The sequence below is a fragment of the Haladaptatus litoreus genome (assembly GCF_900156425.1).
Classification (GTDB): domain Archaea; phylum Halobacteriota; class Halobacteria; order Halobacteriales; family Haladaptataceae; genus Haladaptatus; species Haladaptatus litoreus.
Genome location: NZ_FTNO01000001.1, coordinates 89122 through 112478, shown reverse-complemented (window position 1 = coordinate 112478; position 23357 = coordinate 89122). Strand labels below are relative to the sequence as shown.

Sequence of the window (23357 nt, the reverse complement as noted above, 5' to 3'; positions counted from 1 at the left end):
CAGAGTTCAGGCCGACGTTTCGTCTATTTCGACGTACCGAACCTGCACCGCCACTTCACGCCCGGTTTCGCGCTCGATTCGATTTTGGAGTTGGGTGGTCAGATTCGGATAGCGTTCACCCTGCGGTCGTCCGACCGTGACGATAACTCGACTCGGTTCCCGAAACGGCAACTCGCTCGTGTACGTGTTTTCTCCCATCGAGAACCTCTGCTGGTACTGTATCTGCATGTCCAACCGTTCCGCCTGCTGGAACTGGGATGCAGAAAATACATCCACTACCGCCGTATCCGCTCCCTCTTCGAACTGCGCGTCCTGATAGGTCGAGTAGGTCACACCGCCGAGAAAAATCGAGAGGACGGCGAGCGAGAAAACCAAAAATCCGATTCGACGGATGGTTTCCTCCCGCGAACGCTCCAATCTGAACCAACTTCGGGGCTGGTAGCCCATGTACTGGAGCGTCGCAATCGCGGACAGATTGATGGAGAGAACGTTCACCAGCACGAGGACGCCCGCCGCGAGCGCGACCATCGGTTCGCCCCACGCGATGCCGACGCCGACGGCGGCGGCGGGCGGGATGAGTGCCGCGGCAATCATCACGCCGACGAGTGCGACCGACACACCTGCGGCGAGGCTGACGATACCCGCCGCACCGGCACCGAGCGCGACGATGAGCGAGAGGAAATCGGGGGACAGTCGTCCACTAATCTGGGAGATAGTGGTAACGTCCGTGTTCGGGGGAAAGAGAAACAGATTTCGGACGAGTATCGCGAACACGGTCGCGCTGACGATTGCCGTAACGACGCCCAACAGTTGGAGTTTGACACCGCGAACGAACAGGTCGCGATCGTCCAAGACGGTGCCAACCCCCGCACCCAACGCCGGGCCGACCAGCGGGGCGATGACCATCGACCCGACGACAACGGCGGGCGAATCGAGCAGGAGACCCGCCGTCGCAACCACGGCACTCACCACGGTCATGAAAACGAAGGTTCGGAATCGAGGCGACATCTCGCGAGCTTTCGTGAGAATTTCGTCGCGGGCGATTCTGTCGCCGCCGTTTTCGGCGTCGTACCGCTTTTCTAGCTGCTCGAACTGCCGCGAGGTGTCGGTTTCGGCGTCGATGATGACCGTATGTGCCTCGTCGCTCAGCCCCGCGTCGTGGAGTTTGTCGAGAACCGGTTGCACGGCGTTCGGCGGGAGCGGAAACGTAGCGATTGCGGTGTATTTGCGCCCACTCGTTTCGTCGGTGAGAAAGAAGTCGATTCCCTCGGCTTCGAGCACCTGCACGACCGCCTCGCGCTCGCCCGTCGGGATAGAAACCTGTAGGAGTCGCATAGTTCCCGGTGAGGTTCGCAGATTGATATAATCGCTGGCTCGAACGCGAAAACACGGCCGTTAAGCCCCATCGGAAAAAAAGGACAGTATGTTCGACAACCGACCCGACCGAGATGCAGAAATCGTTTTCGTCGGGCGCTCGAACGTCGGGAAATCCACCCTCATGCGCGAACTGACGGGACACAAGTTCGAAACCGGTGGCAAACCCGGCGTCACTCGCAAACCGAACCATTTCGACTGGGCCAGTGAGGACTTCATGCTCACCGACCTGCCGGGATTCGGATTCATGTCCGGTGTCGGCGACGAGCACAGAGAGCAGATAAAAACCGACATCGTCCACTACATCGAGGACAACGCCGAGAAGATTCTGCTCGGCGTCCTCGTCGTGGACGGCAAGAGCGTCATCGACATCATCGACCGCCACTCCGGCGAGGACGAAATCCCACACGACGTGGAGATGTTCTACTTCCTCCAAGACGTGGGCATCCCGGTCGTCGTCGCGGTGAACAAGATGGACAAAGTGGATGACAAAGACGACCGCCTGAACGACCTCTGTGACCGTCTCGGACTGCATCCGCCGTGGAAGCAGTGGCAGGACACCATCGCGCCCATCACCGCCAAGCGCGGGAGTATCGACTCGTTGAACGAGTCGGTGAAGGAGCATCTGCACGACCAGAAGCGCGACGACCTGTTGAAATTCTTCTCGTAAGTGGTGGTTTGGAGAGGTTATTTTCGTCTTTCGAGTTTGGACACTGATGGGCTTGGTTGCTTTTTGATTTATAAAGGTACGTGTGAGAGGCCGGTGCTGGCTGTTGGGAAATCGGTCTACTCTCTGTCACAGCATTGCGAGCGATTTCCGACCCCACTGAAACCGCCACCGTAACCGCAGTTTCCCCATCTCTCCCCGCCAGCACAGGATTGGACTCGCGCCTCACTGTCGTTCGTGCTCACGGCTTCGCCGTTCGCAATCGAGGCGACACAGTCGCCTCGTACCCCTCGCCCGAATACGCTGGCGCACCCTTGCAGTTGTGTCGTCAAGCGATGTGGCGCGCGCTGGCGAGCCTTCGAGGATACGGTCGTCCGAGAAGGTAAGTAAAAGCGCGCGAGGGGCGATCGAAGCGAGTCGGGTGGGGAGGCGTGTGGGCGGGTGCGGCGGCGGTTATTTGTTGTCGGCAATTGCTACCTGCACCTGAAAAACAAATCAGTTACTCGGTGGCGATTTTAGAACGGTCTGGTTGGGATTGGTACCTTCCTACGAAGCCTGTCGAATAGGTCAAAACCAGTGTCAAACACTCAAAATAGCAAATCGAAAAAATCGCCTCAAACTCGTTATCTACTGATTTGTCGAAACGATTTCCACGACAGAGCGATGGTCTAACTCCGTACTCGAACCGATTTGGCGCTTACTGCGACAGTTGATTCCGTGCAGGAACCCGTCGCCGATGTCGCTGTGCAGGTGGTACGCGAAGTCCTCCGCGGTCGAACCGCCGGGGAGGAGGAAGCAGTCGCGAAAGACGCCTTTCTCGCTGGCACTGCCGTTTGCCGAACCAGGGAAGATGGCCATCAGGTTCAGTTCGTCGAACAGCGCGGCCTCGATGGCTTTCTGGACGCCGGTGCCGTCGAACTCCGTGACGAACTCACGGATTTGGGAGAGGCCTTCTTCCTGTTCCTCGCTCACGTCGCCCGTGATTTCGAAGTCCTCGTCGCCAGCATCGTAGTCGATGATACCCTGTTCGGCGGCGTTCTTCAGGGCTTTCTCGGCGTGCGCGCTCGCTGGGACGATTGTCAGGTGCTCGTACTCCGGGTCGGACGTGATGTCGTCGTAGTTTTCCTGCGCCTCTGGCGTGTCCATTTTGTTCGCCGCGATGACCATCGGTTTGGTGCGCTTGCGGATTTCACGGGCGAGGTCTTCGCGGTCATTGTCGTCCCACTCGTCGGGTTCGAGGTCGAGGTCGAGCGAGAGGATGATTTGCTTGATTTCGTCCTTGTTCGTTTTGAACGCGGACATCTGTTCTGCGAGGTCGATTTCGATGTGTTTCTCGTCGCCGTCGTAGCCCGATCGATAGCGCTCGATTCCCTTCTCCAGAATCTCCAGATACCACATATCGAGTTCGTTTTCGAGGAACGCGATGTCATCGCGCGGGTCGTGGCCCTCGGTCGGTTCGCCCTCAATGTCGGTTGTTCCGGAGAAGTCCACGACGTGAACCAGCACGTCGGCCTCGTTCAAGTCGGTGAGGAACTGGTTTCCGAGTCCTTTGCCCTCGTGCGCGCCCGGAATCAGTCCGGCCACGTCCACGAGTTTCGTCGGAACGTAGCGCGTTCCTTCCTGACAAAAGCCGACGCTCGGCGTGCAGGTTTCGTCGAACTCGGGTGCGGCGCATTTCACGCGGACGTAGGCCTCGCCCACGGAAGGGTCGATTGTCGTGAAGGGGTACGCACCCTCCGGTACGTCGTTCATCGTCGCGGCGTTGAAGAACGTCGATTTGCCCACCGAGGGCTTCCCGACGAGTCCGATCTTGTAACTCATTAGGCCGGACTGGGCAATCCGCGGGTAAAGGAGTTTTCAAACGCTGACACGTCTGAGGCGTGGTACCGGGGGACGCGGCGGCCAGCGCAGAACTACTCCGGCGTAATCCCGTGTCCCGGCCCGCCAATCGAAATCTCCGGCCCTCGCTCCGTCGAAATCACGTCCTCCGCGAGCAGAAGATTCCCGTCCAAATCGACGTGCGAGAACGACCCGATTCCAGCGACGAGGTGCGCGCTCGTATGAATCCCGATTGCACTTTCGAGCATGCATCCGACCATCAACTCGACGTTCGCGGCCTCTGCAATGGAGGCGATGTCCGCCGCCGCCAGCAGTCCGGATTTCCCGAGTTTGACGTTGATGACGTCCGCGGCATCTTCACGAACCACGCGAATCGCGTCCTCCGGCGTGAATACGGCTTCGTCCGCCGCGACGGGAATCGAAATCGCGTCGCGGGCGCGGGCGAGTCCATTCACGTCGTCCGCCGGAACTGGTTGCTCTACGAGCGAGCAGTCGATGCCACGTGATTCGAGTTCCTCCGCGAACAGAATCGTCTCCTTGGGCGTCCAGCCCTGATTCGCGTCAACCGCCAGTTCCGCATCCGGCGCGGCGTCGTGAACCGCCTCAACGCGGGCAACGTCGCGCTCGACGGTGGTTCCGGTTTTTATCTTCAGCGAGTCGAATCCCGCTTCGACCGCACGAACCGCGTGGTCGTTCGCCTCCTCGGGCGGCAGAATCGAAATCGTGAGGTCGGTCGTCACCTGCCGGGGCGACCCGCCGAAAAGTTCCGAAAGGGGCATTTCCCGCTCGCGGCAGTAGGCGTCCAAAATCGCGGTTTCGACCGCGAACAGGGCTGACACCATCCCTGGAAACGTAGCGCGGACTTCACTAATCAGTTCCCGGTAGTCCGCGAGGTTTTTTCCTTCCAGCAGTTCGACGGCGGCGCGAGCAGTTGCGAGCGCCGCCTCTTGGGTTTCCCCCGTGACGGGCGTGAGCGGCGAACCTTCGCCGTACCCGGTCGCGTTCTCGGTTTCGACCGTCACGAGCAGGTTGTTCGCGTGGTGCTGTGTTCCGAGCGAGATTTCGAACGGTTCACGGAGCGGCAAATCGAGCGGCGAGACGGAGACGTTCTGTATCGTCGTCCGATTGCCCATCTCACAACACCTCTCGAACCGCCGAAAGGAGGTCTTCAGACCCGTTTTTGTGATACACGTTCGCGGCGGGGACCGGATACTCGACTTGCTCGGGGGCGGCCCACGTCGAAATTCCGGCAACTGTCGCCTCGGACAGTTCGGTGACGAGATCGATTTCGGCCTCGACGCCCGCGACCGGCCACTGTTCGAAGTGCGTTCGTCGGTCGCGGTCGGGTTCATCGACCAGCACCACGGCGTCGGGCCACGCGCCGTGCAGGAGCGAGAGCGTGACGCCGGAGTAAGCGCGGTGGGTGAGTGCGGCCTGTCCTTCCACGAAAACGATGTCGTGGTCTTCCGCGACGGCGGACACGAGGGCTTCGACGACTCCGGCGGTGAAATCCGCCGGTACGCGGTCGATGACGACGCCGCGATGCGCGCCGACCATGATTCCCGTTTGGCCGGTGGCAACCCATCCCGCGTTCAGTCCGGCGCGCTTTGCCGCGCGGTAGAGTTCGAACGTCGTGGTTCGCTTGCCGACCGCGCAGTCGGTTCCGACGGTCAGGACGACATTGGCGTCTGCTTCGTCCACTTTTCCATCTCCGACTCGCAGGTTCTCTTCTTCCGGCGGTTTCCGCACGTCGAAGAGGCGCGCGTCGTGTTCGTCTGCGAGGGCTTGCCACGAGGACTGGTCGGAGAGAAAGACGTGCAGGCCGGAGACAACGTCCAGTCCGTCGCGGATGGCTTCCTCGATGTCCGCGACCCATTCGTCCGGCAGTGCACCCCCGGCAGGTGCGACGCCGATGACGAGGGCTTCGGCGTCCGGAGCGCGTTCAATGGCCTCCTCTGTCGAGGCAACGATTGGAACGTCTTCAACGTCGGTTCGTCCGAGTACGTCGCCCGCATCTTCCCCTGCGTGCGTCGAGTCGATGACCGCTTTCGCGTCGAACAGTTCGCTGTGCATGACGACCCCGTTCGCCGTCTTTCCGTCCATGGTTCCAAAGGCACCTTCCGCGAGGATAATCGCGGGTGCAGGGGCGTCGAAGGCCTCCCGAAGGTTCATGTGCTACACAGGCGCACAGCCCATGAAAGGTTTGCCCCCTTTTATGGAAGGGTACCGCGCGCTTGCTGTGGGTTTTTGAACAAAAGAGAGGTGAGACTGTGAGAAGTTTTTAAAATACGTGTGGAAACGTCGCTTGTGAGTATTGTTAGTACCTCTAGAGGGCCAGTAGGAAGTCACGATGACACATACCCGCCACGACGAAATTGGTAGTGTGCGACTTACAACAAGTGAGGTTTTTCGATAGCAAGTCACGACTCCAATCAGACCGCCACCGCACCGCAATCAACCACACGCCTCCCCAACCGATTCGCTCGCGCGGCTTCGACTCGGCGTCTCGAACGACCGTATCCTCGAAGGCTCGCCAGCGTGCGCCACATCGCTTGACGACACAACTGCAAGGGTGCGCCAGCGTATTCGGGCGAGGGGTACGAGGCGACTGTGTCGCCTCGATTGCGAACGGCGAAGCTGTGAGCACGAACGACAGTGAGGCGCGAGTGCAACCTTGCGCTGGCGGGGAGGAGTGGGGAGTACGAGAGTTCTTTGAAATCTCGACAGTGAACGGCGAAGCCGTGAACTGGCGGAGGTGGTGCGGAGGCGGTTTCGGTGGAGTCGGGAATTGCAAGCGGTACATTCGATAGTATTCCGTAACAGAAATCAGAGTATGCTGAACCGAAATATATCTTGACAGAACAATCAAAAAGGAAAACGAAACGCTCTGCTGGCCTTCAGTTCGCGGGTTCGATGTTCTGATTCACGTGGAAGAAGTTGTCCGGGTCGTACTCCGCCTTGACCTCCCGCAGTCGCTCGTAGTTGTCGCCGTAGGTGGCCTGAATCCGGTCTTCTCCTTCCTCCATCATGAAGTTGATGTACGACCCACCGACCGTGTGCGGATGCAGGTCGTGCCAGTAGTCGCGCGCCCATTTGGTGATTTTCCCGTCGTTTTCCGGGTCGGGGTCAACGCCCACGATGACCATCGACCAATTGGCGTCGCGGGCGTTCCACGCGGTTTCGTCCGAGTCGATGTCGTGAGCCGCCCCGTCGATTGGATAGAGGTGCATGGTCGATTTCGGCGTCGGCACCTCGGCGTGGCGCTCGTGAATTTCGATGGCTTCGTCGGAGAGTTCGCGCACGAAGTCGCCTTTCCAGTACCACTGCTCGCCCGGCGGATAGAGGTCGTCGAACATGCTCTGAAGCGCCGGATACGGCATCTCCCCGACGTGTTCGAACAGCGGTTCGGCGACGTCGCGGGCCGTTTGAAGCATTTCCTCGGTTTGGTCTTCAGATCCCAGACAGCACCACATCATGCCACAGACCTTTTCCCCGTGAATCTCCGGCGGGAAGGGGTCGCCCGGAACCTCCGCAACCAGATAGAACGCATACACGTCTTCCGGCGCTTGTGGGAGCCATTCTCGGTACCAGCGCATCGTGGTTTCGAGTTCCTCGATGGGCCAGAACAGCGGCCCGGCGGTCACCGTATCGACGGGGTGCAGTTCGTACTCGAAGGAGACGACCACGCCGAAGTTGCCGCCGCCGCCGCGGAGCGCCCAGAACAAGTCTGGATTTTCATCTTCGCTCGCACGAACGAGTCGTCCGTCGGCCAACACGACATCCGCGCTGAGCAGGTTGTCGATGGTCAGACCGTATTTCCGGGTCAAATAACCGTGGCCGCCGCCGAGCGTCAGGCCGCTGACGCCGGTTGTGGAGATGACCCCGCTGACGGTCGCCAATCCGAAGGCGTGAGTCGCGTAATCCACGTCGCCCCACGTGCAACCGGGTTCGACTCGCGCGATTCGTTCGTCGGGGTCAACACGAATGCCTGTCATTTCGGACAGGTCGATAACCAATCCGTCGTCCACGAGCGACAGGCCGGGCCCGCTGTGGCCGCCGCTCCGTATCGCAGTGTCGAAGTCGTTCTCGCGGGCGAAGTTCACGGCCGCGATTACGTCGCCGACGTTGGCACACTGGACGATAAGTCCGGGATGTTTGTCTATCATCCCGTTGTAAATCGTGCGCGTGTCGTCGTACTCCGCATCGTCAGGCCGAACCAGCGTCCCCCGAATCTCCTCCCGAAACTGTTCGATGATTGTTTCGTCGTCTCTTGCTGTCGTCGCCATTATTTCCTCCGTCTGTCGCGCCCGTCCCGACATCGTTCATTTCTAGTTCGCCATTACGGAGGGCGCAACTGATTCTACGACACGGAAAGCGTTAGTTGTTACCAAATAACAAAGTCAACAAATACACCGCGAAATCAGCGATGAGCAGATAATAAGCGATAAAAATCGAAATCAGTCAGAGTCAGTTCAGTCGGCTCAGACGACCCGGTTCGTGACTTCCTCGTCGGCGTCGATGTGCTGGACGTTCTCTCGAACCAGTTCAGCGATATGGTTGTAGTAGTCGATTTCCGCCGCCGCGGCGTGCGGCGTGACGACGACTTCGTCCATCTCCCAAAGCGGGGACTCCTCCGGAAGCGGTTCTTCCTCGAACACGTCCAAGGCCGCGCCCGCGATTTCGGCGCTTTCGAGCGCCGAAATCAGCGCGTTCTGGTCGGCGCACTTTCCGCGAGCCACGTTGATGAAGTAGGCGTCCTCGCGCATCGCCTCGAACTCCGCCGCCCCCATCAACCCTTCCGTCGCATCGGTGAGGGGCGTCGCCAAGGCGACGAACCGAGCCTCCGAAATCGCGTCGTGCAGGTCGTCGTTCGCGTACACCTCTCGGACGTGCGGCACCGATTCGGCGGAGCGCCGGACGCCTGTGACGTGCATTCCGATTGCATCCGCCCGCTTTGCGATTCCCTGTCCCAGCGTCCCGAGGCCGACCACACAGACCGGTTCGTGCTGGAGCGTAAACGGTTCGTTCCAGTCGGGGCGGTTCCACTCGCGGTCGGCCTGCTGGCGCGAAAAGACGTGGAGGCGGCGGGAAATGGAGAGCATCATCCCCAGCACGGATTCGCCGACGCTGGTGCCGTGAATGCCCGTGCTGTTCGTCAGAATGATACCCGCGTCCTCGAACGCAGAAAGCGGGAATCGGTCGTATCCCGCCTGAATCGAATGCACCCACTTGAGTCCGGAATCGAGAAGCGCGCTCCGGTGGGCGAAGGTAACCACGGCGTCACATTCCGCGATTTCCGCTGGGCCGTCACCGACGACCACGACGTTCGGGTCGATGGACGAAAGCGCCTCGCGCAACTGTTCGGGTGGGAAGACGGCACCGACCGACTCGTGGATTCCGAGGTGAGAAATCTGCATAGACAGGGGTACCCACGGCACGGGAATGAATCTTCGGACAGTGGCAGAGTGGATGCGACGAGCCATCAGCAGAGATTACTATCGGCACGTTCGAATCGTCGGACGATGCCAGTGCGCGACGAGGTTGGTGACCTGCCGTTCGGGGACGAATCGTACACCGTCAAACGAAAGTTTCTCCGGGAGGAGTTCTGGGTTTCCGATTCGGACGGCAGTCGGATTCTCGACACCGGACGAAACGTGTCGGAGGGCATGGCAACGTTTCCGTTTCGTGATGAGGACGACGAAATCGTGTTTCGAGTGCGCTCGAAACGGATGTTCGACAGTACAGGCGACTACGTTCTTCTCGTGGAAGGAGAAAACGAGCCACTACTCACCCTCTCGAAAGACCTCAGTTTTCGCCGCCATCACTGGACTGTCGCGTTTCCGGACGGCGAAGAAATCGCCGAAGTGACCTCTCGCCGGGGACTCGTCGGTGCAGTGAACACCGTCTCGCAGATGCTCTCTCCGCTTCCACAGACATTTTCCATCGACGCGCCGAACGGCGAGCATATCGGGGACGTTGCTGGGCGACTTCATCCGCGAACCGTTTACGACGTTCGTATCGAGCGTCCGGGGGCGACTTCGCAAGGGGTTTTGAGCGCTGCTAGCGTGGCTATCGCGGTGCTGGAGAGTGTGTAGTGGAATGTCGATAATTGGTGTTGAATCGAAAGGGCGGCTCGGGAAAAATCCTCGTCACAAGGGGCTCGGAGGGGGTAACTTTCGTCACCGCCGCCCAATCGTCCGTATCCACCCGACTGGTTTGACTCTTACGAGCGGACATCGTCCCAAAGCACCGTTCGAAACGACGCAGAAACGGTCACGGCGTTTCGCCGTACAGAACGAACAACGGCGAGAGGAAGAAAACGTGGACAAGAGGAAGATGGAGAAAGAAAGCCACCGTCTGTTCGAGGGATTCGACCACACGGCGTATCCTGCGATGATGGGAAGCGAAAAGTGGATGAGAAAGTCGATAGACGACGCCGAGTTCCAAAACCAATGTAGCACAATCACGTCTCGTCATCTCGCCATCCGGCCAACGACCGCAGTTCCTCGCCTACGTCCCGAACAGCCTTTCTTCCGAGCAAACCGCGCTCGGTTACGTACCCAGTGATGAACTCCGCAGGCGTTACGTCGAAGGTCTGGTTCAACACCGACAGATTTCTATCGCCGTCGTACACCGCCGCAGAATCGCCCGATTCCAGTTCCGGGCGGTCCGCCCCGTCGCGGAGTCGTACCTTGTCGGTAGACGTAACGACGAACACCGGCACGTCTTCGCGGTTGGCGGCCGTGGCCGCCAACCGCGTTCCGGTCTTGTTCACCACGTCGCCGTTCGGGAGAACGGAATCCGCACCGACGACCACGCTGTCTACGTCTTCCGTCGCCAACACGTGCCCGATTCCGGCGTCGGTGTGAAGCGTCACGTCCGTACTTTCGGTGAGTTCCTCTGCAACGCCGACGCCTTCACATGCTGGTCGGGATTCCGCGACGAAGACGCGCTTCGCGCCGCGAAGCGCGTCGAGGACAGTGCCGGAGCGAGAGAGGGTGAGAACGGTCGAATCCGCGATTCTCTCCCGTGCGTTTTCGGTCGCTTCCTCGTCAACTCGGTAGGCACGGTCGATTCCCTCGATAGCCGACTGCTCGACGGCGGTGGGGGAGTCCGCCTCGGCCATCACGCGATTTACTCGATTTTCGAGGACGGCCATGCTCGGCCGGGTAGAGCGAAGTTCGGTCGCCAACTCGGCCAGTTCGTCCCAGTCGTCGTCTCGAACCGCAAGCAATCCAGCTCGGTCGCGGAGGGTTTCGAGGGCACGAATTGAAATGTACGCGGAACCGTGTTCCGCGTCCTTGGCGACTGATTCGACGCTCGGCGCGACGTGCGCGTAAGATTTCCACAAGTCGGGCACTGTCTCCCGGCGAAGGATTTCGGTCGGGGAAACCCACTCCATCTCGGTCGTTTCCCAATGAGGTTCGACTGCGCGACTCGCGCAGTCGAACAGGTACGGATGGACTATCCAGCGTTTCCCGAGCGATTCGTCTTCCACCTCGAAGGTATCGCCCGCTCGAACGAACGTGCAGGCGGAGAGCAGGCCGGTTTCTTCCTCGATTTCTTCGCGCGCGAGGGCGTCAGGGTCACCCTCGGCGTGTCCGGCGACTCCACCCCACAGACCCGCATACGACCCGACCTGCTCGCTTCGCTGGAGCAGTAGCACGTCACCGCGATTCCGCAGAAAGCAGGTGACGACGTGGATTTGGTCCATACGAAATCGTCGTTCCGAGGGAGGGTGAATCTGTGGTCGAATCGAAGCCAATCACCGGTCGTAGGCGACGATTGACGTGTCGTCGCCGACGATGACCACGTCGTCGCGCAGGATGGGTTTCATCGTCGCTTGCTCGTTCAGTTCGTACTGCTCTTTCTGCGCACCGCCGACACCGAAAATGGAGAGACTGTTCTCGGGAGTGGACGACTCCTGCGTCGTTTCGACTCGTTCGACAGATTCGATTGCGACTTCCTTTTCGGTCACCGAAAGTGGCGTGCCGAACTTCGCCTGTTTTCGCCAGCGCTCTTCGCCGGTGTTTCTGTTGCAGGCAATCACGTACGTCTCCATCGCGAATCGACTCCGACGATGGTTCGAATAGAACGAGAGAATGGCGTACACGCTCGAATCGTTCGCCTCGGGAAGCGTTCCGACCGACCCAATCCAGTCGCTTTCTGTTTGCCAGCGCACGCTCCCGTCGGTTGAGTTCAGTGCTGTAACGCCGTCCATCGAGGCGACGAAAACGGCACCGTCGTGGTGCGTGAGCACTGCATTTCTGCCGGTTTTCTGCTTCCATAGCGTCCTTCCCTCGGCCGCATCATACGCTCGTATTGTCCCCGTCGGAGAGGCCGCAAACACGCGCTCGCTGTCCGTATCGACCGACGAACGGATGTGTCCGAAGGGATGTGCCCACTCGATTCGCTCCGTGTCGAGGTTCAACGAGAAGGCCGCGTATTTCTCGATTTCTTCACTGTAGGCGACGCCGTACAGTCGTGATGACTCCGCCGAAACCGCAGAGTAGCGACCGAACGCCAAGTAGTCGGTTCGAAGTTCGGTCGGGCCATCGCCGTTCACCGGAACCTCGTGGATACTTCCGTCCGCCTCGACGAATGCGCGATTGCCGACGAGAACCGGCGGGGCGGTAATCCGTGAGAGGTCGGCAAGCGGTTCGTATTCGCCGGAGAATCGAACGAATCCGAGTTCGCCGTTCGGTTCCAATGTGGTCGCGACGACGAGTCCGGTGTCGGTGACGGTCGATGCTCGTGCGGGGTAGCCGTCCAGTGTCACCGTCCATCTGGTGTCGTCGCCGTTCGCTCGGAGTGAGGTACACCCGCTTCCGAACGCTAGCAAACTGGCACCTGTAGCGCGAAGAAATTCGCGGCGGAACCCGCGGGTCATAACTAAACCACCGAAACTGAGCAAAAAAGCGTTCCGGTGGAAATCGGCCTCAAACGCTTTTCTGCCGGGACAACGAAGCGAAAACCATGCTTCGGGTCGCCATCATCAGCGACACGCACATCCCCTCGCGAGCGAACCGCCTCCCCGACTGGATTCGAACCCGAATTCAGCGGGCGGATTACACGATTCACGCGGGGGATTTCGATTCGGCGGACGCGTTGGTTTCCATCGAGGAACTGACCGACGGCAACCTCACCGCAGTCGCCGGAAACACCGATCCGCGGTCGCTCCGTCTTCCCGAAGTGGCAACCCGAAAACTCGGCGGTGTGACGTTCGTCGTGACGCACGGAACTGGGCCGAAACGCGGCTATCGCAGTCGAGTCACCGAAATCGTTCGAGAAAATTCCGACGAAGCGGCCGAGAAGTCGGCCGCTTCGCCGGTCATCGGCGTCTCCGGCCACACGCATCGAGTGATGGACGAGGAAGTCGATGGCGTCCGACTGCTCAATCCGGGGAGTGCGACGGGGGCGGCCCCCGCCCGAAACGCGACGATGCTGGTTGCGAGCGTCGAAGATGGAACGGTTTCCGTGCAGGTTCACGAAAGCTGACGCTTCAGCCGTTCGAACTCACGAAAGCTACCGCAATTTGCACGTTTCGGGCGGGTTTTTATCCGGGCGCGCGAACGTCCGGGCATGAACGTTTTCGCGGTTCCGGGGATTCCGGAGGTCGAACCGGGCGACGACATCGCCGAACTCGTGGAGGAGCGAATCGACCTCGAACCCGGCGACGTACTGCTGGTCGCGAGCACCATCGTCTCGAAAGCCGAGGGCCGCACCGCAAATCTCGCGGAGTTTCCGGCGAGTCCGCGGGCGGAAGAACTCGCAGATCGACTCGGCGAGATTTCGGGCGAAGAGAAAGACCCGCGATTCGCACAGGCCGTCCTCGAAGAGAGCACCGAGATTATCATGGAAGCGCCCTTCCTGCTCACTTCGACGCGATTCGGCCACATCGGCGTCAATGCGGGAATCGACCGCTCGAATACGGGCGACGCAGACCTTCTCTTGCTCCCGAAGCGACCGAACGAGAGCGCCGACCGAATCCGGTCGGCGCTCTCGCAGGACGTACCCGTCGTCGTCACCGACACCTGCGGACGGCCGTTCCGACACGGCCAGCGCGGGGTCGCGCTCGGATGGGCCGGAATGCCCGCCAGTCGAGATTGGCGCGGGGAACGCGACAGGGACGGCCACGAACTCGAAGTGACGGTCGAATCGGTCGTGGACGAACTCGCGTCCACGGCAAACCTCGTGAGCGGCGAGGGCGACGACGGCCTGCCGGTCGTCGTCGTCCGCGACTGGGAGTTCGGCAACCACGAAGGAAGCGACAACCTGTTCCGGGCGGTCGATGGCGATTTCGTCCGGCAGGCGCTCAGGGGGTGGGAGTTTGCGCGGGATTGAACTCACGCCCGAAGACCCGGTTTCCGAACTGGTCGCGCTCGGCGCGCGCGCCGAGCGCGAGGGATTCGACACGCTGTTCGCCAGCAGCCATTACAACAACCGCGACCCCTTCACGGTGCTTTCGCAAATCGCGGCTGAAACCGAGAACATCCGACTCGGCCCGGGCGTCGTGAATCCCTACGAAACCCATCCCGTGACCCTCGCTTCACAGGTCGCGACCATCCACGAGGCCAGCGACGGACGAGGCGTTTTCGGACTCGGCGCGGGCGACCGTTCGACCCTCCAAAATCTCGGCATCGACCGCGACCGCCCGCTCCGGCGCGTGCTGGAGACGATGAAGGTCTCACAGCGACTCTGGGACGGCGAGCGCGTGACCCACGACGGAACCTTCGTCGCGGAGGATGCGGGCTTAAACTACGGAGTCGGCGAGATTCCGGTGTACGTCGGGGCACAAGGGCCGCACATGCTCCGAATGAGCGCGAAACACGCGGACGGCGCGCTGGTCAACGCCTCTCACCCGCGCGATTTCGAGTGGGCGGACGAGCGCATTTCGGAGGGGTTGGCCGACCGGCCCGACCATCGCGGCGAGTTCGACTTCGCCGCCTTCGCCAGCGTGAGCATCGCAGAGGACGGCGACGAAGCGCGAGAGGCCGCCAGACCGCCGGTCGCGTTCATCGCAGGGGGTGCGGCAAAGCCCGTGCTGGACAGGCACGGAATCGACCACGAGCGCGCGGACGAAATCGGGGAGAAAATCGGCGCAGGGGAGTTTTCCGCCGCGTTCGAGCTAGTGACGCCGGAAATGATAGACGCCTTCTGTATCGCCGGAACGCCGGAGACGGTTGGCGAACGAATCGACGCAGTGCTCGACTACGCCGACAGTTTCGTTGCGGGGTCACCGCTTGGTCCCAACAGAAAAGAGGCGATTAGGCTCGTCGCTCTGGCCCTCGACCAGCAGTGTCGGGAATCATAGCGGCACCGAGTCCGCCGAGTGCGAGGAAACCGAAAACTAGCACCGAGACGCCGACGAGCAGTGCGCCGAAGAAGAGGAGGATTGCGGAGCCGGGGAACGAAACCGCGACTTCGGTGAACAGCCGAATCATTTCCGTGATGTTGTGGACGAGGTTTACCATACTGCAACGTCCGTACTGGGGGTACTTGGTTTCTCCGTCACGCTTACGATGTGGCGATTCGTAGACGAGAGCGTGTCGCGGGATACGTCACTAGCCGACTTCGGAGCGAGCGAGGACGAGGCGAAAGCCGAGTCCGAGCGAGAGAAATCTGAGGCCGAAGCGGAAACAGAGGCCGTCAAAGCCGAGTCGGAAGCAGAAGTCGGCGAGCAGGAAAACCAAGAAACGGAGTCAAAAACGGAAACAGAAACGGAGTCAGAGGCCGAAATGGAGTCCAAAACGGAAACGGAGTCGGAACGTGGTTCACGTTCCGACTCCGCAAGTGAAGACGAATCTGAGTCGCTGGTTGATTCCGACGCAGAACCGGCCCGCGCGACCTACGACTGGACGCCCGGTGGAGTTGCTTGCGAGTGCTGTGGCGAATCGGTCGAAAAACGGTGGCGGGACGAAGACGAGATGGTTTGTGCGGACTGCAAAGAGTGGTAGTCAGTAAGATTCGACTTGAAGGCCGTCGATTCGCTCGAAATGGGTCACGTTTCGTGTGAGAATCGGTTCATCGGCGATGAGTCCGGTTGCCGCGATGATACAGTCACTCTCGCCGATTGGTGTGCCGTCGTTCTGTAGTGCTCCGTGAAGCCGCCCTGCTTTGCGCATTACGGGAGTATCTGCAGGAACAACGGTTTTCGTCTCGATGACGTTGCGAACTTTCTCACGTTCCGATTCGGAATCCATCGTTCGCTCGATAGCGTGAAAGAGTTCGAAAACCGTCATGGCGGACAGTTTTTGTTGGACGCGATTTCGTTCGAGCAGTTCGTATCGTTCGACGGTTTACTCGTCGTTTTTCATTAAATCGACGATGAATGCGGTATCCAAAATCATTTCATTCGGTCAGCTATGTCGTCTGGTTCCCGCTCGCGTTCCGCACGTCTCTCTTCGATGGCGTCCCATAGTTCGTCCGCTTCTTCGTCGGAAAGGATTCCCGCGATTTCGAGCAGGGAGCGTTCGCCAGCCAGACGTTTCACTACATCCGAGAAGCTTTCTCCCTCGCGTTTTTTCACTCGAAGCTTCTCGTACGCTTCGTTGTCCAGCGAGATGTTTTTCGCCCCCATGTATACACATACTTGTGTGTAAATTTATATATCTAATCCAGATGTGAATAGCTTTTCTCCCTACTTGTCGCCAGTTAGAAAGCACCAATCCACAAAGTATTCAACAGTAAGTCGAACAACTCTTTGAATAGCGACAAAAGTTACAAAGGTACGTCCCCATAGTACGCATAACGAGAGGGGACTTTTGCGTCTCCGGCAGGTGCCACCCGAACCCGTTACGACCGAATCCCGGCATTTAGAGCATGAAGGAAGCTAACAAAGACCCCGAGCCGACACATGTGGAACGATCGACAGACGAGTTTGCAGACCCACTTTCTATCGAAGATGCGGCGGATTTGACGCAACGAATCATCGAAAACATCGAACACGTCATCGTCGGCCAACACGACGCCGCCGAACACATTCTGACGACGATTCTCGCGCGCGGTCATCTGCTGTTGGAGGACGTTCCCGGCGTCGGGAAAACGATGCTAGCACGGTCGCTGGCGCGCTCCATCGACTGTTCGTTCAAACGCGTGCAGTTCACGCCAGACCTCCTTCCGTCGGACGTAACCGGTGTCAACATTTTCAACCAGAAAAACAGGGAGTTCGAGTTCCAACCCGGCCCGATTTTCGGCAACGTCGTCCTCGCGGACGAAATCAACCGTGCACCACCGAAGACGCAGGCCGCCCTGCTGGAAGCGATGGAAGAAGAGCAGGTCACCATCGACGGAACGACGCACGAGGTGCCGCGACCGTTCACCGTCATCGCCACGCAGAACGCGATTGAACAGGACAGAACCTACGAGCTGCCGGTGGCGGAAATCGACCGGTTCATGAAGAAACTCTCGCTCGGCTATCCGAATCCGGAAGACGAATCCGAAATCCTCCGGCGGGTCGTCGGCGAGCATCCGATTCGCCGACTCGACCCGGTTGCGAGCGCCAGCGACATCCGCCGAGCGCGAGCGACGGTTTCGAAAGTGACGGTTCAGGAACCCGTCCGGGAGTACGTCACGCGACTGGCGAACTACACCCGCGACCACGGACAACTCGGCGTGAGTCCCCGCGGGTCGATTTCTGTCCTCCGTGCGGCACAGGCGCGCGCACTCCTGGAAGGCCGAGAGTACGTCGTCCCCGACGACGTGAAGTTGGAAGCGGAAACGGTGTTGAGCCACCGCGTCCGCGGCACCTCCGGCACGATGGGCGGCGAGGAAGGAAAGGCCGTCGTTCAGGCCGCCCTCGACAACGTTCCGGTGGAATGAGATGCTGACGCGACGCGGACAGGGATTTATCGTTGTCACTATCCTCGGGGTTGCGATGGCGTTTTTCTTCGGCCCGCGGGCGTTGAACGCAGTCGTCGGCCCGATTCTCGTCGCGTTGGTCGTCGGATACGTCCAACTGAAACGAACGAGTCATCCGAATCTCACCGTTTCCGCGCCGAGTGTCGGCTTTCGGGAGGACGAAGCGACCATCACACTCGATTTTTCGGCCCCCGACCCGTTCGCAGGGCGAGTTTCGCTCGGCCTCGCGGACGGACTCGAGCATTCGGGCGAATCGGTCGAAACCAGCATTGGCGAGACGGAAATAGAGTACGACGTTCGACTCGCACAGCGCGGTGAACAGTCGATTGGCCCGGTTCGCATCGTCGCCGAGGACGTGTTTGGCCTGTTTCGGCGAACGTTCACGCACCAGGTGCGCGAGACGATACTCGTCTTTCCGCGGATTCACCCGGTCGATGGCATGAAAACAGTTTCCGCGCTCGAAGAGAGCCTCGGCGTTTCGGCGCGGCGCGAGTTCGACCAACTGCGCGAATATCAGCGTGGCGACCCCCTCCGCGACGTGCATTGGAAATCAAGCGCGAAACGACCGGCGGACGACTTGCTCATCAAGGAGTTCGAAACGGAAGAAGAACGCCAGCAGATCGAAATCACGGCGGAGGCGGACGGCGGCCGCGTCGATACCGTGGCGGACGCGGCGGCGAGCATCGCGTCCGCGATGCTCGATGTGGGAATCTCCGTTGGCCTGAGGACGCCCGAAAGTCGGATTCCCCCTGATTTCGGCGATACACAGCAGACGGACATTCTCACGCTGCTCGCACACATGGAAAGCGGGCGCGTTCACGACCGCGAACGAGGACAGGCAGACATCGTCATCCGCGGACAGACCGCGCGCGAAGACGCGGAAATCCAGTTCGCCGGACGGACGGTGGCGTTCAACGAGTTCGCGTTCGAGACGAGAGGGTCGCCACCGTCGGCGCGCGCCGACGGTGGCGTAGATGACCGAGTTGACGTGACGGACGAAAACGGAGACTTACGATGAGCACGAGACAGGACGACCGGCTTCGGTTCGGTGGCGTAGCGATACCATATCACTGGCTTGCCGTCTGTTCGACGGCGGTGCTCATCGGGTCGTATCTGAGCATTCTCTATCGGATTACGAACGTCGTCGGCGTCGCAGGCGATTTGCTGTTCGTAGTCGCGGGCGCGCTCGTCGGAGCCATGCTGTTGGCGCGAAAGCTTCCAGCGTGGACGGCGTTCGTCATCGGTGCAATTTTGCTCGTAATCGGCCTGTTCAGTTACTACGCAACGGTTCCCGGGGTGTATCTCTCGCTGGAACAGGCAGACCGCATCATCGCGGATACCATCGCGTTGTTGACCGGGTTGTCGGTCGAGATGATGCGGGAAATCGAGACGTGGGCGTTGAGCGTCGCACCCGCCGCCGTCTTCGTTCCGTGGTATCTCGTCTTCCGACGACGGTACGGACTCGCCGCGGCGAGCGGCGGGGCAGTACTCGGCTTTTTCGTCCTCACGGGCGACGCCGGAGCGTTCGTGACGCTGACAGGAATGGTCGGTGCACTCGGTATCGTCGCCTTCGGGACGATGTCCCGATACGGCGGCACCATCGCGCAGATGGACGTGTTAGCAGTGGCGTTAGTTGCGATGATACTGCTCTCGACGACGGTGAGCGTCGTTCCCGGTGGCAGCGCAAGTCCGATTCTCCCGAGTAGCGGCGGCGGTGGTTCCGGAGGCGGCGGCGGACTCATCAGTAACGACAAGCGCGTTGCGATACAGGGGAGCATCGAACTCTCGCCGAAGGTGCAGTACACCGTCACGTCGAATCACGGCGGCTACTGGAAAGTAGCGTCCTACGACCGATATACGGGCGACGGTTGGATTCGAACCGGTGGCAGTCGGTCATACGAAGACCAGTCACCACCGCCCGGAACGTCCTACGAAGTCCGGCAGACGTTCACCGTCGAAGCTGACCGCGTCGATGCGATGCCTGCGGCGTGGAAACCGATACGCGTGATGGGTGATATGGACGACAAAACCCGAATCAGTAGCACCGGAAGTCTGTCGCCGAGAAGCGCGCTAACAAAAGGCGAGTCGTACAGCGTCCGTAGTCGCGTTCCGACGAAAGACCCCGAAACGTTGCGCGATTCGGGAGCCGACTATCCATCCGAGATACGACAGCAGTACTTACAACTACCCGGGTCAACGTCGAACCGACTGAAAGAGAGGACGAGCGAGATTACCGCCGACGCGGACAATCCATACGAGAAGGCAGTCCGCATCGAAACGTGGTTGGAGGAGAACAAGGAGTACTCCCTCGATGTCGAGCGACCGGATGACGAAATCGCCGATTCGTTCGTCTTCGAGATGGAGGAAGGCTACTGTGTCTACTACGCCACGTCGATGGTGACGATGCTCCGGACGCAGGATATTCCCGCGCGGTTCGCCACCGGTTACACGTCGGGTCAGCGCGTTTCGGAGGACGAGTGGGTCGTCCGTGGCCTCGACTCCCACGCGTGGGTCGAGGTGTACTTCCCGGACACGGGGTGGGTTCGATTCGACCCGACGCCGAGCGATTCGCGTTCGGACGCGGAACAGGAGATGGTCAATGACGCCCGTGCGAGCGGCGAAAGCGGCGTCGATACGGACGAAAGCGAGAACGGAACGTGGACGCCGGAACCGACGACGACCACCACGACGACCACGACGACCACCACCACGGATGACGAAGATAACTCCACCAGCGATGGGGTAGACGGCCCTAATCCAGACCCCGGTGACCCGCAAAATCCAGACCTCGGCGAGTTGACGAGCGCGGTGACGCCGACGGAAACGACGAACTCGTCGTCCGAGGAAGGAGGCGGGATTCCTATCGAACCGCCGTCGAGAGAGCAACTGCTGTACAGTGGCTTGCTGGCGATTGGCGTGTTGCTGACGGCGAGACGAACCGGCATACTGCAACGGGCGTATCGAACGGTGTGGGTTCGCTGGCAACCGCGTGACGACCCCGAGACGGACGTGGAACGGGCGTTCAATCGGTTGGAGTATTACCTCGCCCAGAAGCATCGTGTGCGACGAGCAGGTGAAACGCCGCGCGAGTATATCGCTTCGCTCTCGCACGTTGGCGTGGACGACCGGGCACAACGTGTCGGATCGTTGTACGAACGGGCGCGATACGCAGGAGATGTGAGTCGGGAACACGCAGACGAAGCCGTGTCGCTCGTAAACGACATCGTCCGAGGGTCGAAACGTCGGCAGTCAAGTGGATAAATATCACTCGACATGGCAACATACCCGACAGTGTTTAATAGGTTGCTTTCGTAGCCCCATGCGTAATGTCGGAAGTCTGCTCGACGTGCGGGCTGCCTCAGGAGCTTTGCGTCTGCGAAGACGTCGCAAAAGAATCCCAGCAGATCACTATTCGCATCGACGAGCGCCGTTACGGAAAAGAGGTAACGATTATCGAAGGATTCGACCCGAAAGACGTCGATTTGGACACCTTGTCCTCCGACCTAAAATCCAAGTTCGCTTGTGGTGGCACGGTCGAGGAGGGACAAATCGAACTGCAGGGTAACCACACCGGGCGCGTCGAGGATTTCCTCCGCGACAAAGGCTTCAACGTCGCCTAGCGGATACTCTCGGTCGTTTTCGAAAATAGAAATGCAAGAGAACAGAGCTATGCGTCTATTCTTTCGAGACAGTCGTCGATAACACGGTAGAGAGATTTCCCACTTCGTTCGCTGAAGGCGACGAGAATCCCCTCCGTTTCGGTGCGGGTAAAGTGGATGACGAACAGGTTACTGAACGTGTAGACGTTCGCGCGAGGGGTGCCGAGTTCGGGGGCAACCGTCCCTGCCAGACCGATAGTGTTGTGGAGGTCACGGCCTAACTCGACCAAATTTGTTATCTGTTCGTCGCCGAAGCTATCTCGAACCGTATCGGAGAGGAAGTATATTTCGTACTCCTGCGAACCGTATGCGATGATTCCCTGTAAGCCGCGCCCTGCTCGGCGCTTGCAGTACGCTCCAACATCACGCACGCTAACATGTGTCATGATTGGTTATAGAAAACACACTGGTAGGAAGTAGCATATATTTATGTATTGTTGCCGAAGGAGAGACAGAATTAGAACGGTGCGTCGGATTCAGCACCCTCTGCCGATTCGAGGTCGTGTTCCCAGTCGTTCAGTCCGCCAGCCATGCTTTCGACGCGCGTGTTTTCGGGGATACCTTCGTAGGAGTCGATGAGGCGGGCTGCTTGCACGCTCGATTTTCCGAGGGGGCAGACGGTGACGACGCGCTCTGCATCCTCCAACTCCGAGACACGCTGTGGAAGCGCGTGGAACGGAATGTTTTCGCTTCCGGGGATGTGACCGCCGTCGAACTGCGACTCCGGCCGGATGTCAACGATTCGTACGTCTTCGTCTGACTCTACGAGTTCGTGAACGTCGTCCGTCGAGATTTCGGCGTCCATCGACACGTCGTATGGACGCCGACGGAATAAGCAACCCGGTCGGATTTCGAACGAGGAGTATCAGAGCAGTCCTTCTTCCTGTGCGACCAGTAACGGCGGAAGCGACCAGCCACAAATCGGGCCAGCACGAACTGTTTCGATTGCGTCCGCGACCGGAACGGTTCTGACCTCGATGAACTCGCCCGGTTCGAGGTGCTGGGTTCCCGGCGTGAGGGCGTCGGCGAACACGACGCCGCGGCGCTTTCGCATTCCCGCCGTCGGATAGTACGTTTCGAGCAGTTCGACGTGCTCCGCCTCGTAGCCGGTTTCCTCGCGGAGTTCCCGCTCTGCGGCCTGTTCGAACGACTCGCCGGGGTCGATTCGCCCCGCCGGACAGGACAACATGGTCTTCCCGAGTCGCGGGCGATACTCCTCGATGAGTACGAGTTCGTCGCTAGTGCGCGCCACGATGGCCACCGAATCCGGCGGGTCGAACCAGAGTTTCCGGACGCGTTTTCCGTCGGGGCGTTCGAGGGAATCGTACCCTACTGCATGCCCGAACAGCGCCAGTCCCCGTCTCGCTTTGCGTTTCCAGTTCATCCGTCGATGAGTCCGGCCTCGCTGGCGAGGAGCAGTGCCTCGATAGTCGCGTCGTTGGCGGGTGCCTCGCGCGCCGCATCCAAGGCGTCCTCAACGGGAATCAAGCGCACCGAGAGGAACTCGTTGTCGTCCAGATTTTGCTCGGTCGGCGTTAGTCCTTCTGCGAAGACGATGCCGCGTTCGTGGCGCAAGACACCCGTCGCGACCCAGAAGGATTCGAGCAGTGCGAGGCTGTTCGCCTCGAATCCCGTCTCCTCGCGGAGTTCTCGCGCCCCGGCAGTGGTGTAGGATTCGCCGTCTTCGACGATTCCAGCGGGGCATTCCAGACAAGCTTCTCCAATCGCGGGGCGGTACTGCTCCACGAAGACGATTTCGTCGCCCGCGACGGCCAGCACGACCACTGCTGGCGGGAGTTCAGCCCAGTAGTATTTTTTCGTCGTCCCGTCGGGTTGCTCCACGAGGTCGTAGCCGCCCGTGTACCAGCCAGTTTCGTATTCGACTTCGGATTCGAGCACCGGCCAGTCGTGGTCGCGCCAGTCGTCGGTCATGGTTGTGGAATGTCGGGGACGGGGCT

The 23357-nt window shown here is 60.1% G+C and carries 26 protein-coding genes; 10 read left to right on the top strand and 16 right to left on the bottom strand.

Features of this window, described 5'->3' with window-relative positions; all coding sequences use genetic code 11:
* Positions 1–6: 6 nt before the first annotated feature.
* Entirely contained in the window at positions 7–1335 is a 1329-nt protein-coding gene (locus tag BW974_RS00600; protein WP_076427074.1) for a TIGR00341 family protein, read from the bottom strand.
* An 88-nt stretch (positions 1336–1423) separates the two neighbouring features.
* Here BW974_RS00600 and engB point away from each other — a divergent pair, with 88 nt between their 5' ends.
* Positions 1424–2044 (top strand): GTP-binding protein EngB, encoded by a 621-nt coding sequence (gene engB / locus BW974_RS00595; RefSeq protein WP_076427072.1) that lies wholly within the window; start codon positions 1424–1426, stop codon positions 2042–2044.
* A gap of 624 nt (positions 2045–2668) precedes the next feature.
* On the opposite strand, the gene BW974_RS00590 is transcribed toward engB, so the two are convergent.
* From BW974_RS00590 to ddh, 5 genes are all read right to left on the bottom strand, one after another.
* Positions 2669–3862, bottom strand: coding sequence for a redox-regulated ATPase YchF (locus tag BW974_RS00590; protein WP_076427070.1), 1194 nt, complete (start codon positions 3860–3862; stop codon positions 2669–2671).
* A 92-nt stretch (positions 3863–3954) separates the two neighbouring features.
* Entirely contained in the window at positions 3955–5013 is a 1059-nt protein-coding gene (locus tag BW974_RS00585) for a dipeptide epimerase (RefSeq protein ID WP_076427068.1), read from the bottom strand.
* A 1-nt stretch (position 5014) separates the two neighbouring features.
* Complete coding sequence (locus tag BW974_RS00580) at positions 5015–6052, bottom strand: N-acetyltransferase DgcN family protein (protein ID WP_076427066.1); 1038 nt, start codon at positions 6050–6052, stop codon at positions 5015–5017.
* Positions 6053–6777: 725 nt separating this feature from the next.
* The gene (locus BW974_RS00575; protein ID WP_076430171.1) at positions 6778–8166 is read right to left on the bottom strand and encodes an FAD-binding oxidoreductase; all 1389 of its coding nucleotides are present in this window, start codon (positions 8164–8166) and stop codon (positions 6778–6780) included.
* A 195-nt stretch (positions 8167–8361) separates the two neighbouring features.
* Positions 8362–9297, bottom strand: a complete 936-nt coding sequence (ddh, locus tag BW974_RS00570) for a D-2-hydroxyacid dehydrogenase (protein ID WP_076427064.1) — start codon at positions 9295–9297, stop codon at positions 8362–8364.
* A gap of 105 nt (positions 9298–9402) precedes the next feature.
* Between ddh and BW974_RS00565 the strand changes: the two genes are divergently transcribed.
* Positions 9403–9975 carry an LURP-one-related family protein gene (locus BW974_RS00565; protein WP_076427062.1) on the top strand — a complete coding sequence of 191 codons (573 nt, stop codon included), beginning with the start codon at positions 9403–9405 and terminating at the stop codon, positions 9973–9975.
* Positions 9976–10153: 178 nt separating this feature from the next.
* Here the strand turns inward: BW974_RS00565 and BW974_RS25250 are convergent, their stop codons facing one another.
* Genes BW974_RS25250 through BW974_RS00555 form a run of 3 tightly spaced genes read right to left on the bottom strand, consistent with a single transcriptional unit; the run spans position 10154 to position 12770 of the window.
* Positions 10154–10357, bottom strand: coding sequence for a hypothetical protein (locus tag BW974_RS25250; protein WP_175609600.1), 204 nt, complete (start codon positions 10355–10357; stop codon positions 10154–10156).
* Positions 10344–11594, bottom strand: a complete 1251-nt coding sequence (locus tag BW974_RS00560; protein WP_076427060.1) for an eIF2B alpha/beta/delta subunit family protein — start codon at positions 11592–11594, stop codon at positions 10344–10346. Before BW974_RS00560 ends, BW974_RS25250 begins: the two co-directional genes overlap by 14 nt.
* 51 nt (positions 11595–11645) lie before the next feature.
* Complete coding sequence (locus tag BW974_RS00555) at positions 11646–12770, bottom strand: outer membrane protein assembly factor BamB family protein (protein WP_076427058.1); 1125 nt, start codon at positions 12768–12770, stop codon at positions 11646–11648.
* Between the two features lie 86 nt (positions 12771–12856).
* Here BW974_RS00555 and BW974_RS00550 point away from each other — a divergent pair, with 86 nt between their 5' ends.
* The 3 genes from BW974_RS00550 to BW974_RS00540 all read left to right on the top strand — a co-directional run bounded on the left by BW974_RS00550 (position 12857) and on the right by BW974_RS00540 (position 15194).
* On the top strand, positions 12857–13378 hold the full coding sequence (locus tag BW974_RS00550; RefSeq protein ID WP_076427056.1) for a metallophosphoesterase family protein: 522 nt from the start codon (positions 12857–12859) through the stop codon (positions 13376–13378).
* 84 nt (positions 13379–13462) lie between these two features.
* On the top strand, positions 13463–14224 hold the full coding sequence (locus tag BW974_RS00545; protein ID WP_076427055.1) for a coenzyme F420-0:L-glutamate ligase: 762 nt from the start codon (positions 13463–13465) through the stop codon (positions 14222–14224).
* The gene (locus BW974_RS00540) at positions 14211–15194 is read left to right on the top strand and encodes a 5,10-methylenetetrahydromethanopterin reductase (RefSeq protein WP_076427053.1); all 984 of its coding nucleotides are present in this window, start codon (positions 14211–14213) and stop codon (positions 15192–15194) included. The genes BW974_RS00545 and BW974_RS00540 overlap by 14 nt, the downstream gene beginning before the upstream one ends.
* On the opposite strand, the gene BW974_RS00535 is transcribed toward BW974_RS00540, so the two are convergent.
* Positions 15148–15354, bottom strand: coding sequence for a DUF8024 family protein (locus BW974_RS00535; RefSeq protein WP_076427051.1), 207 nt, complete (start codon positions 15352–15354; stop codon positions 15148–15150). The two genes, BW974_RS00540 and BW974_RS00535, sit on opposite strands and share 47 nt — an antisense overlap.
* Positions 15355–15426: 72 nt before the next feature.
* Between BW974_RS00535 and BW974_RS24160 the strand changes: the two genes are divergently transcribed.
* Complete coding sequence (locus tag BW974_RS24160; RefSeq protein WP_139328791.1) at positions 15427–15837, top strand: DUF7573 domain-containing protein; 411 nt, start codon at positions 15427–15429, stop codon at positions 15835–15837.
* Here BW974_RS24160 and BW974_RS00525 read toward each other — a convergent pair whose 3' ends face one another.
* Together BW974_RS00525 and BW974_RS00520 are read right to left on the bottom strand one after the other, a co-directional pair.
* On the bottom strand, positions 15838–16122 hold the full coding sequence (locus BW974_RS00525) for a PIN domain-containing protein (RefSeq protein ID WP_245799864.1): 285 nt from the start codon (positions 16120–16122) through the stop codon (positions 15838–15840).
* 104 nt (positions 16123–16226) lie between these two features.
* Positions 16227–16460, bottom strand: a complete 234-nt coding sequence (locus BW974_RS00520; RefSeq protein WP_076427049.1) for an antitoxin VapB family protein — start codon at positions 16458–16460, stop codon at positions 16227–16229.
* Positions 16461–16702: 242 nt separating this feature from the next.
* Here BW974_RS00520 and BW974_RS00515 point away from each other — a divergent pair, with 242 nt between their 5' ends.
* The 4 genes from BW974_RS00515 (at position 16703) to yciH (ending at position 21360) form a co-directional block, all read left to right on the top strand.
* A complete protein-coding gene (locus BW974_RS00515) occupies positions 16703–17701 on the top strand; it encodes an AAA family ATPase (protein ID WP_076427048.1) in 999 nt (332 codons plus the stop codon).
* A gap of 1 nt (position 17702) precedes the next feature.
* Positions 17703–18758 carry a DUF58 domain-containing protein gene (locus tag BW974_RS00510; RefSeq protein ID WP_076427046.1) on the top strand — a complete coding sequence of 352 codons (1056 nt, stop codon included), beginning with the start codon at positions 17703–17705 and terminating at the stop codon, positions 18756–18758.
* Complete coding sequence (locus tag BW974_RS00505; protein ID WP_076427045.1) at positions 18755–21001, top strand: transglutaminase TgpA family protein; 2247 nt, start codon at positions 18755–18757, stop codon at positions 20999–21001. The genes BW974_RS00510 and BW974_RS00505 overlap by 4 nt, the downstream gene beginning before the upstream one ends.
* A 65-nt stretch (positions 21002–21066) precedes the next feature.
* Positions 21067–21360, top strand: a complete 294-nt coding sequence (gene yciH / locus BW974_RS00500; RefSeq protein WP_049971819.1) for a stress response translation initiation inhibitor YciH — start codon at positions 21067–21069, stop codon at positions 21358–21360.
* A gap of 47 nt (positions 21361–21407) precedes the next feature.
* Here the strand turns inward: yciH and BW974_RS00495 are convergent, their stop codons facing one another.
* The 4 genes from BW974_RS00495 to BW974_RS00480 form a co-directional block, all read right to left on the bottom strand.
* Positions 21408–21785: a DUF7522 family protein gene (locus BW974_RS00495; protein ID WP_139328790.1), complete on the bottom strand. Its 378-nt coding sequence runs from the start codon at positions 21783–21785 to the stop codon at positions 21408–21410.
* A gap of 71 nt (positions 21786–21856) precedes the next feature.
* Positions 21857–22204, bottom strand: coding sequence for a rhodanese-like domain-containing protein (locus BW974_RS00490; protein WP_076427040.1), 348 nt, complete (start codon positions 22202–22204; stop codon positions 21857–21859).
* Between the two features lie 60 nt (positions 22205–22264).
* A complete protein-coding gene (locus BW974_RS00485) occupies positions 22265–22783 on the bottom strand; it encodes an NUDIX hydrolase (protein ID WP_076427038.1) in 519 nt (172 codons plus the stop codon).
* Positions 22780–23331, bottom strand: a complete 552-nt coding sequence (locus tag BW974_RS00480; protein WP_076427036.1) for an NUDIX hydrolase — start codon at positions 23329–23331, stop codon at positions 22780–22782. The genes BW974_RS00485 and BW974_RS00480 overlap by 4 nt, the downstream gene beginning before the upstream one ends.
* Positions 23332–23357: the final 26 nt, after the last annotated feature.

Coding starts and splice junctions, on each gene's coding strand:
- BW974_RS00585 (WP_076427068.1), bottom strand. CDS start 5,013: ATGGGCAATCGGACGACGATACAGAACGTCTCCGTCTCGCCGCTCGAT.
- BW974_RS00495 (WP_139328790.1), bottom strand. CDS start 21,785: ATGACACATGTTAGCGTGCGTGATGTTGGAGCGTACTGCAAGCGCCGA.
- BW974_RS25250 (WP_175609600.1), bottom strand. CDS start 10,357: ATGACGAGACGTGATTGTGCTACATTGGTTTTGGAACTCGGCGTCGTC.
- BW974_RS00510 (WP_076427046.1), top strand. CDS start 17,703: ATGCTGACGCGACGCGGACAGGGATTTATCGTTGTCACTATCCTCGGG.
- BW974_RS00575 (WP_076430171.1), bottom strand. CDS start 8,166: ATGGCGACGACAGCAAGAGACGACGAAACAATCATCGAACAGTTTCGG.
- BW974_RS00480 (WP_076427036.1), bottom strand. CDS start 23,331: ATGACCGACGACTGGCGCGACCACGACTGGCCGGTGCTCGAATCCGAA.
- yciH (WP_049971819.1), top strand. CDS start 21,067: ATGTCGGAAGTCTGCTCGACGTGCGGGCTGCCTCAGGAGCTTTGCGTC.
- BW974_RS00485 (WP_076427038.1), bottom strand. CDS start 22,783: ATGAACTGGAAACGCAAAGCGAGACGGGGACTGGCGCTGTTCGGGCAT.
- BW974_RS00520 (WP_076427049.1), bottom strand. CDS start 16,460: ATGGGGGCGAAAAACATCTCGCTGGACAACGAAGCGTACGAGAAGCTT.
- engB (WP_076427072.1), top strand. CDS start 1,424: ATGTTCGACAACCGACCCGACCGAGATGCAGAAATCGTTTTCGTCGGG.
- BW974_RS00515 (WP_076427048.1), top strand. CDS start 16,703: ATGAAGGAAGCTAACAAAGACCCCGAGCCGACACATGTGGAACGATCG.
- ddh (WP_076427064.1), bottom strand. CDS start 9,297: ATGCAGATTTCTCACCTCGGAATCCACGAGTCGGTCGGTGCCGTCTTC.
- BW974_RS00580 (WP_076427066.1), bottom strand. CDS start 6,052: ATGAACCTTCGGGAGGCCTTCGACGCCCCTGCACCCGCGATTATCCTC.
- BW974_RS00505 (WP_076427045.1), top strand. CDS start 18,755: ATGAGCACGAGACAGGACGACCGGCTTCGGTTCGGTGGCGTAGCGATA.
- BW974_RS00545 (WP_076427055.1), top strand. CDS start 13,463: ATGAACGTTTTCGCGGTTCCGGGGATTCCGGAGGTCGAACCGGGCGAC.
- BW974_RS00555 (WP_076427058.1), bottom strand. CDS start 12,770: ATGACCCGCGGGTTCCGCCGCGAATTTCTTCGCGCTACAGGTGCCAGT.
- BW974_RS00525 (WP_245799864.1), bottom strand. CDS start 16,122: ATGACGGTTTTCGAACTCTTTCACGCTATCGAGCGAACGATGGATTCC.
- BW974_RS00590 (WP_076427070.1), bottom strand. CDS start 3,862: ATGAGTTACAAGATCGGACTCGTCGGGAAGCCCTCGGTGGGCAAATCG.
- BW974_RS00560 (WP_076427060.1), bottom strand. CDS start 11,594: ATGGACCAAATCCACGTCGTCACCTGCTTTCTGCGGAATCGCGGTGAC.
- BW974_RS00600 (WP_076427074.1), bottom strand. CDS start 1,335: ATGCGACTCCTACAGGTTTCTATCCCGACGGGCGAGCGCGAGGCGGTC.
- BW974_RS00490 (WP_076427040.1), bottom strand. CDS start 22,204: ATGGACGCCGAAATCTCGACGGACGACGTTCACGAACTCGTAGAGTCA.
- BW974_RS00550 (WP_076427056.1), top strand. CDS start 12,857: ATGCTTCGGGTCGCCATCATCAGCGACACGCACATCCCCTCGCGAGCG.
- BW974_RS00565 (WP_076427062.1), top strand. CDS start 9,403: ATGCCAGTGCGCGACGAGGTTGGTGACCTGCCGTTCGGGGACGAATCG.
- BW974_RS00535 (WP_076427051.1), bottom strand. CDS start 15,354: ATGGTAAACCTCGTCCACAACATCACGGAAATGATTCGGCTGTTCACC.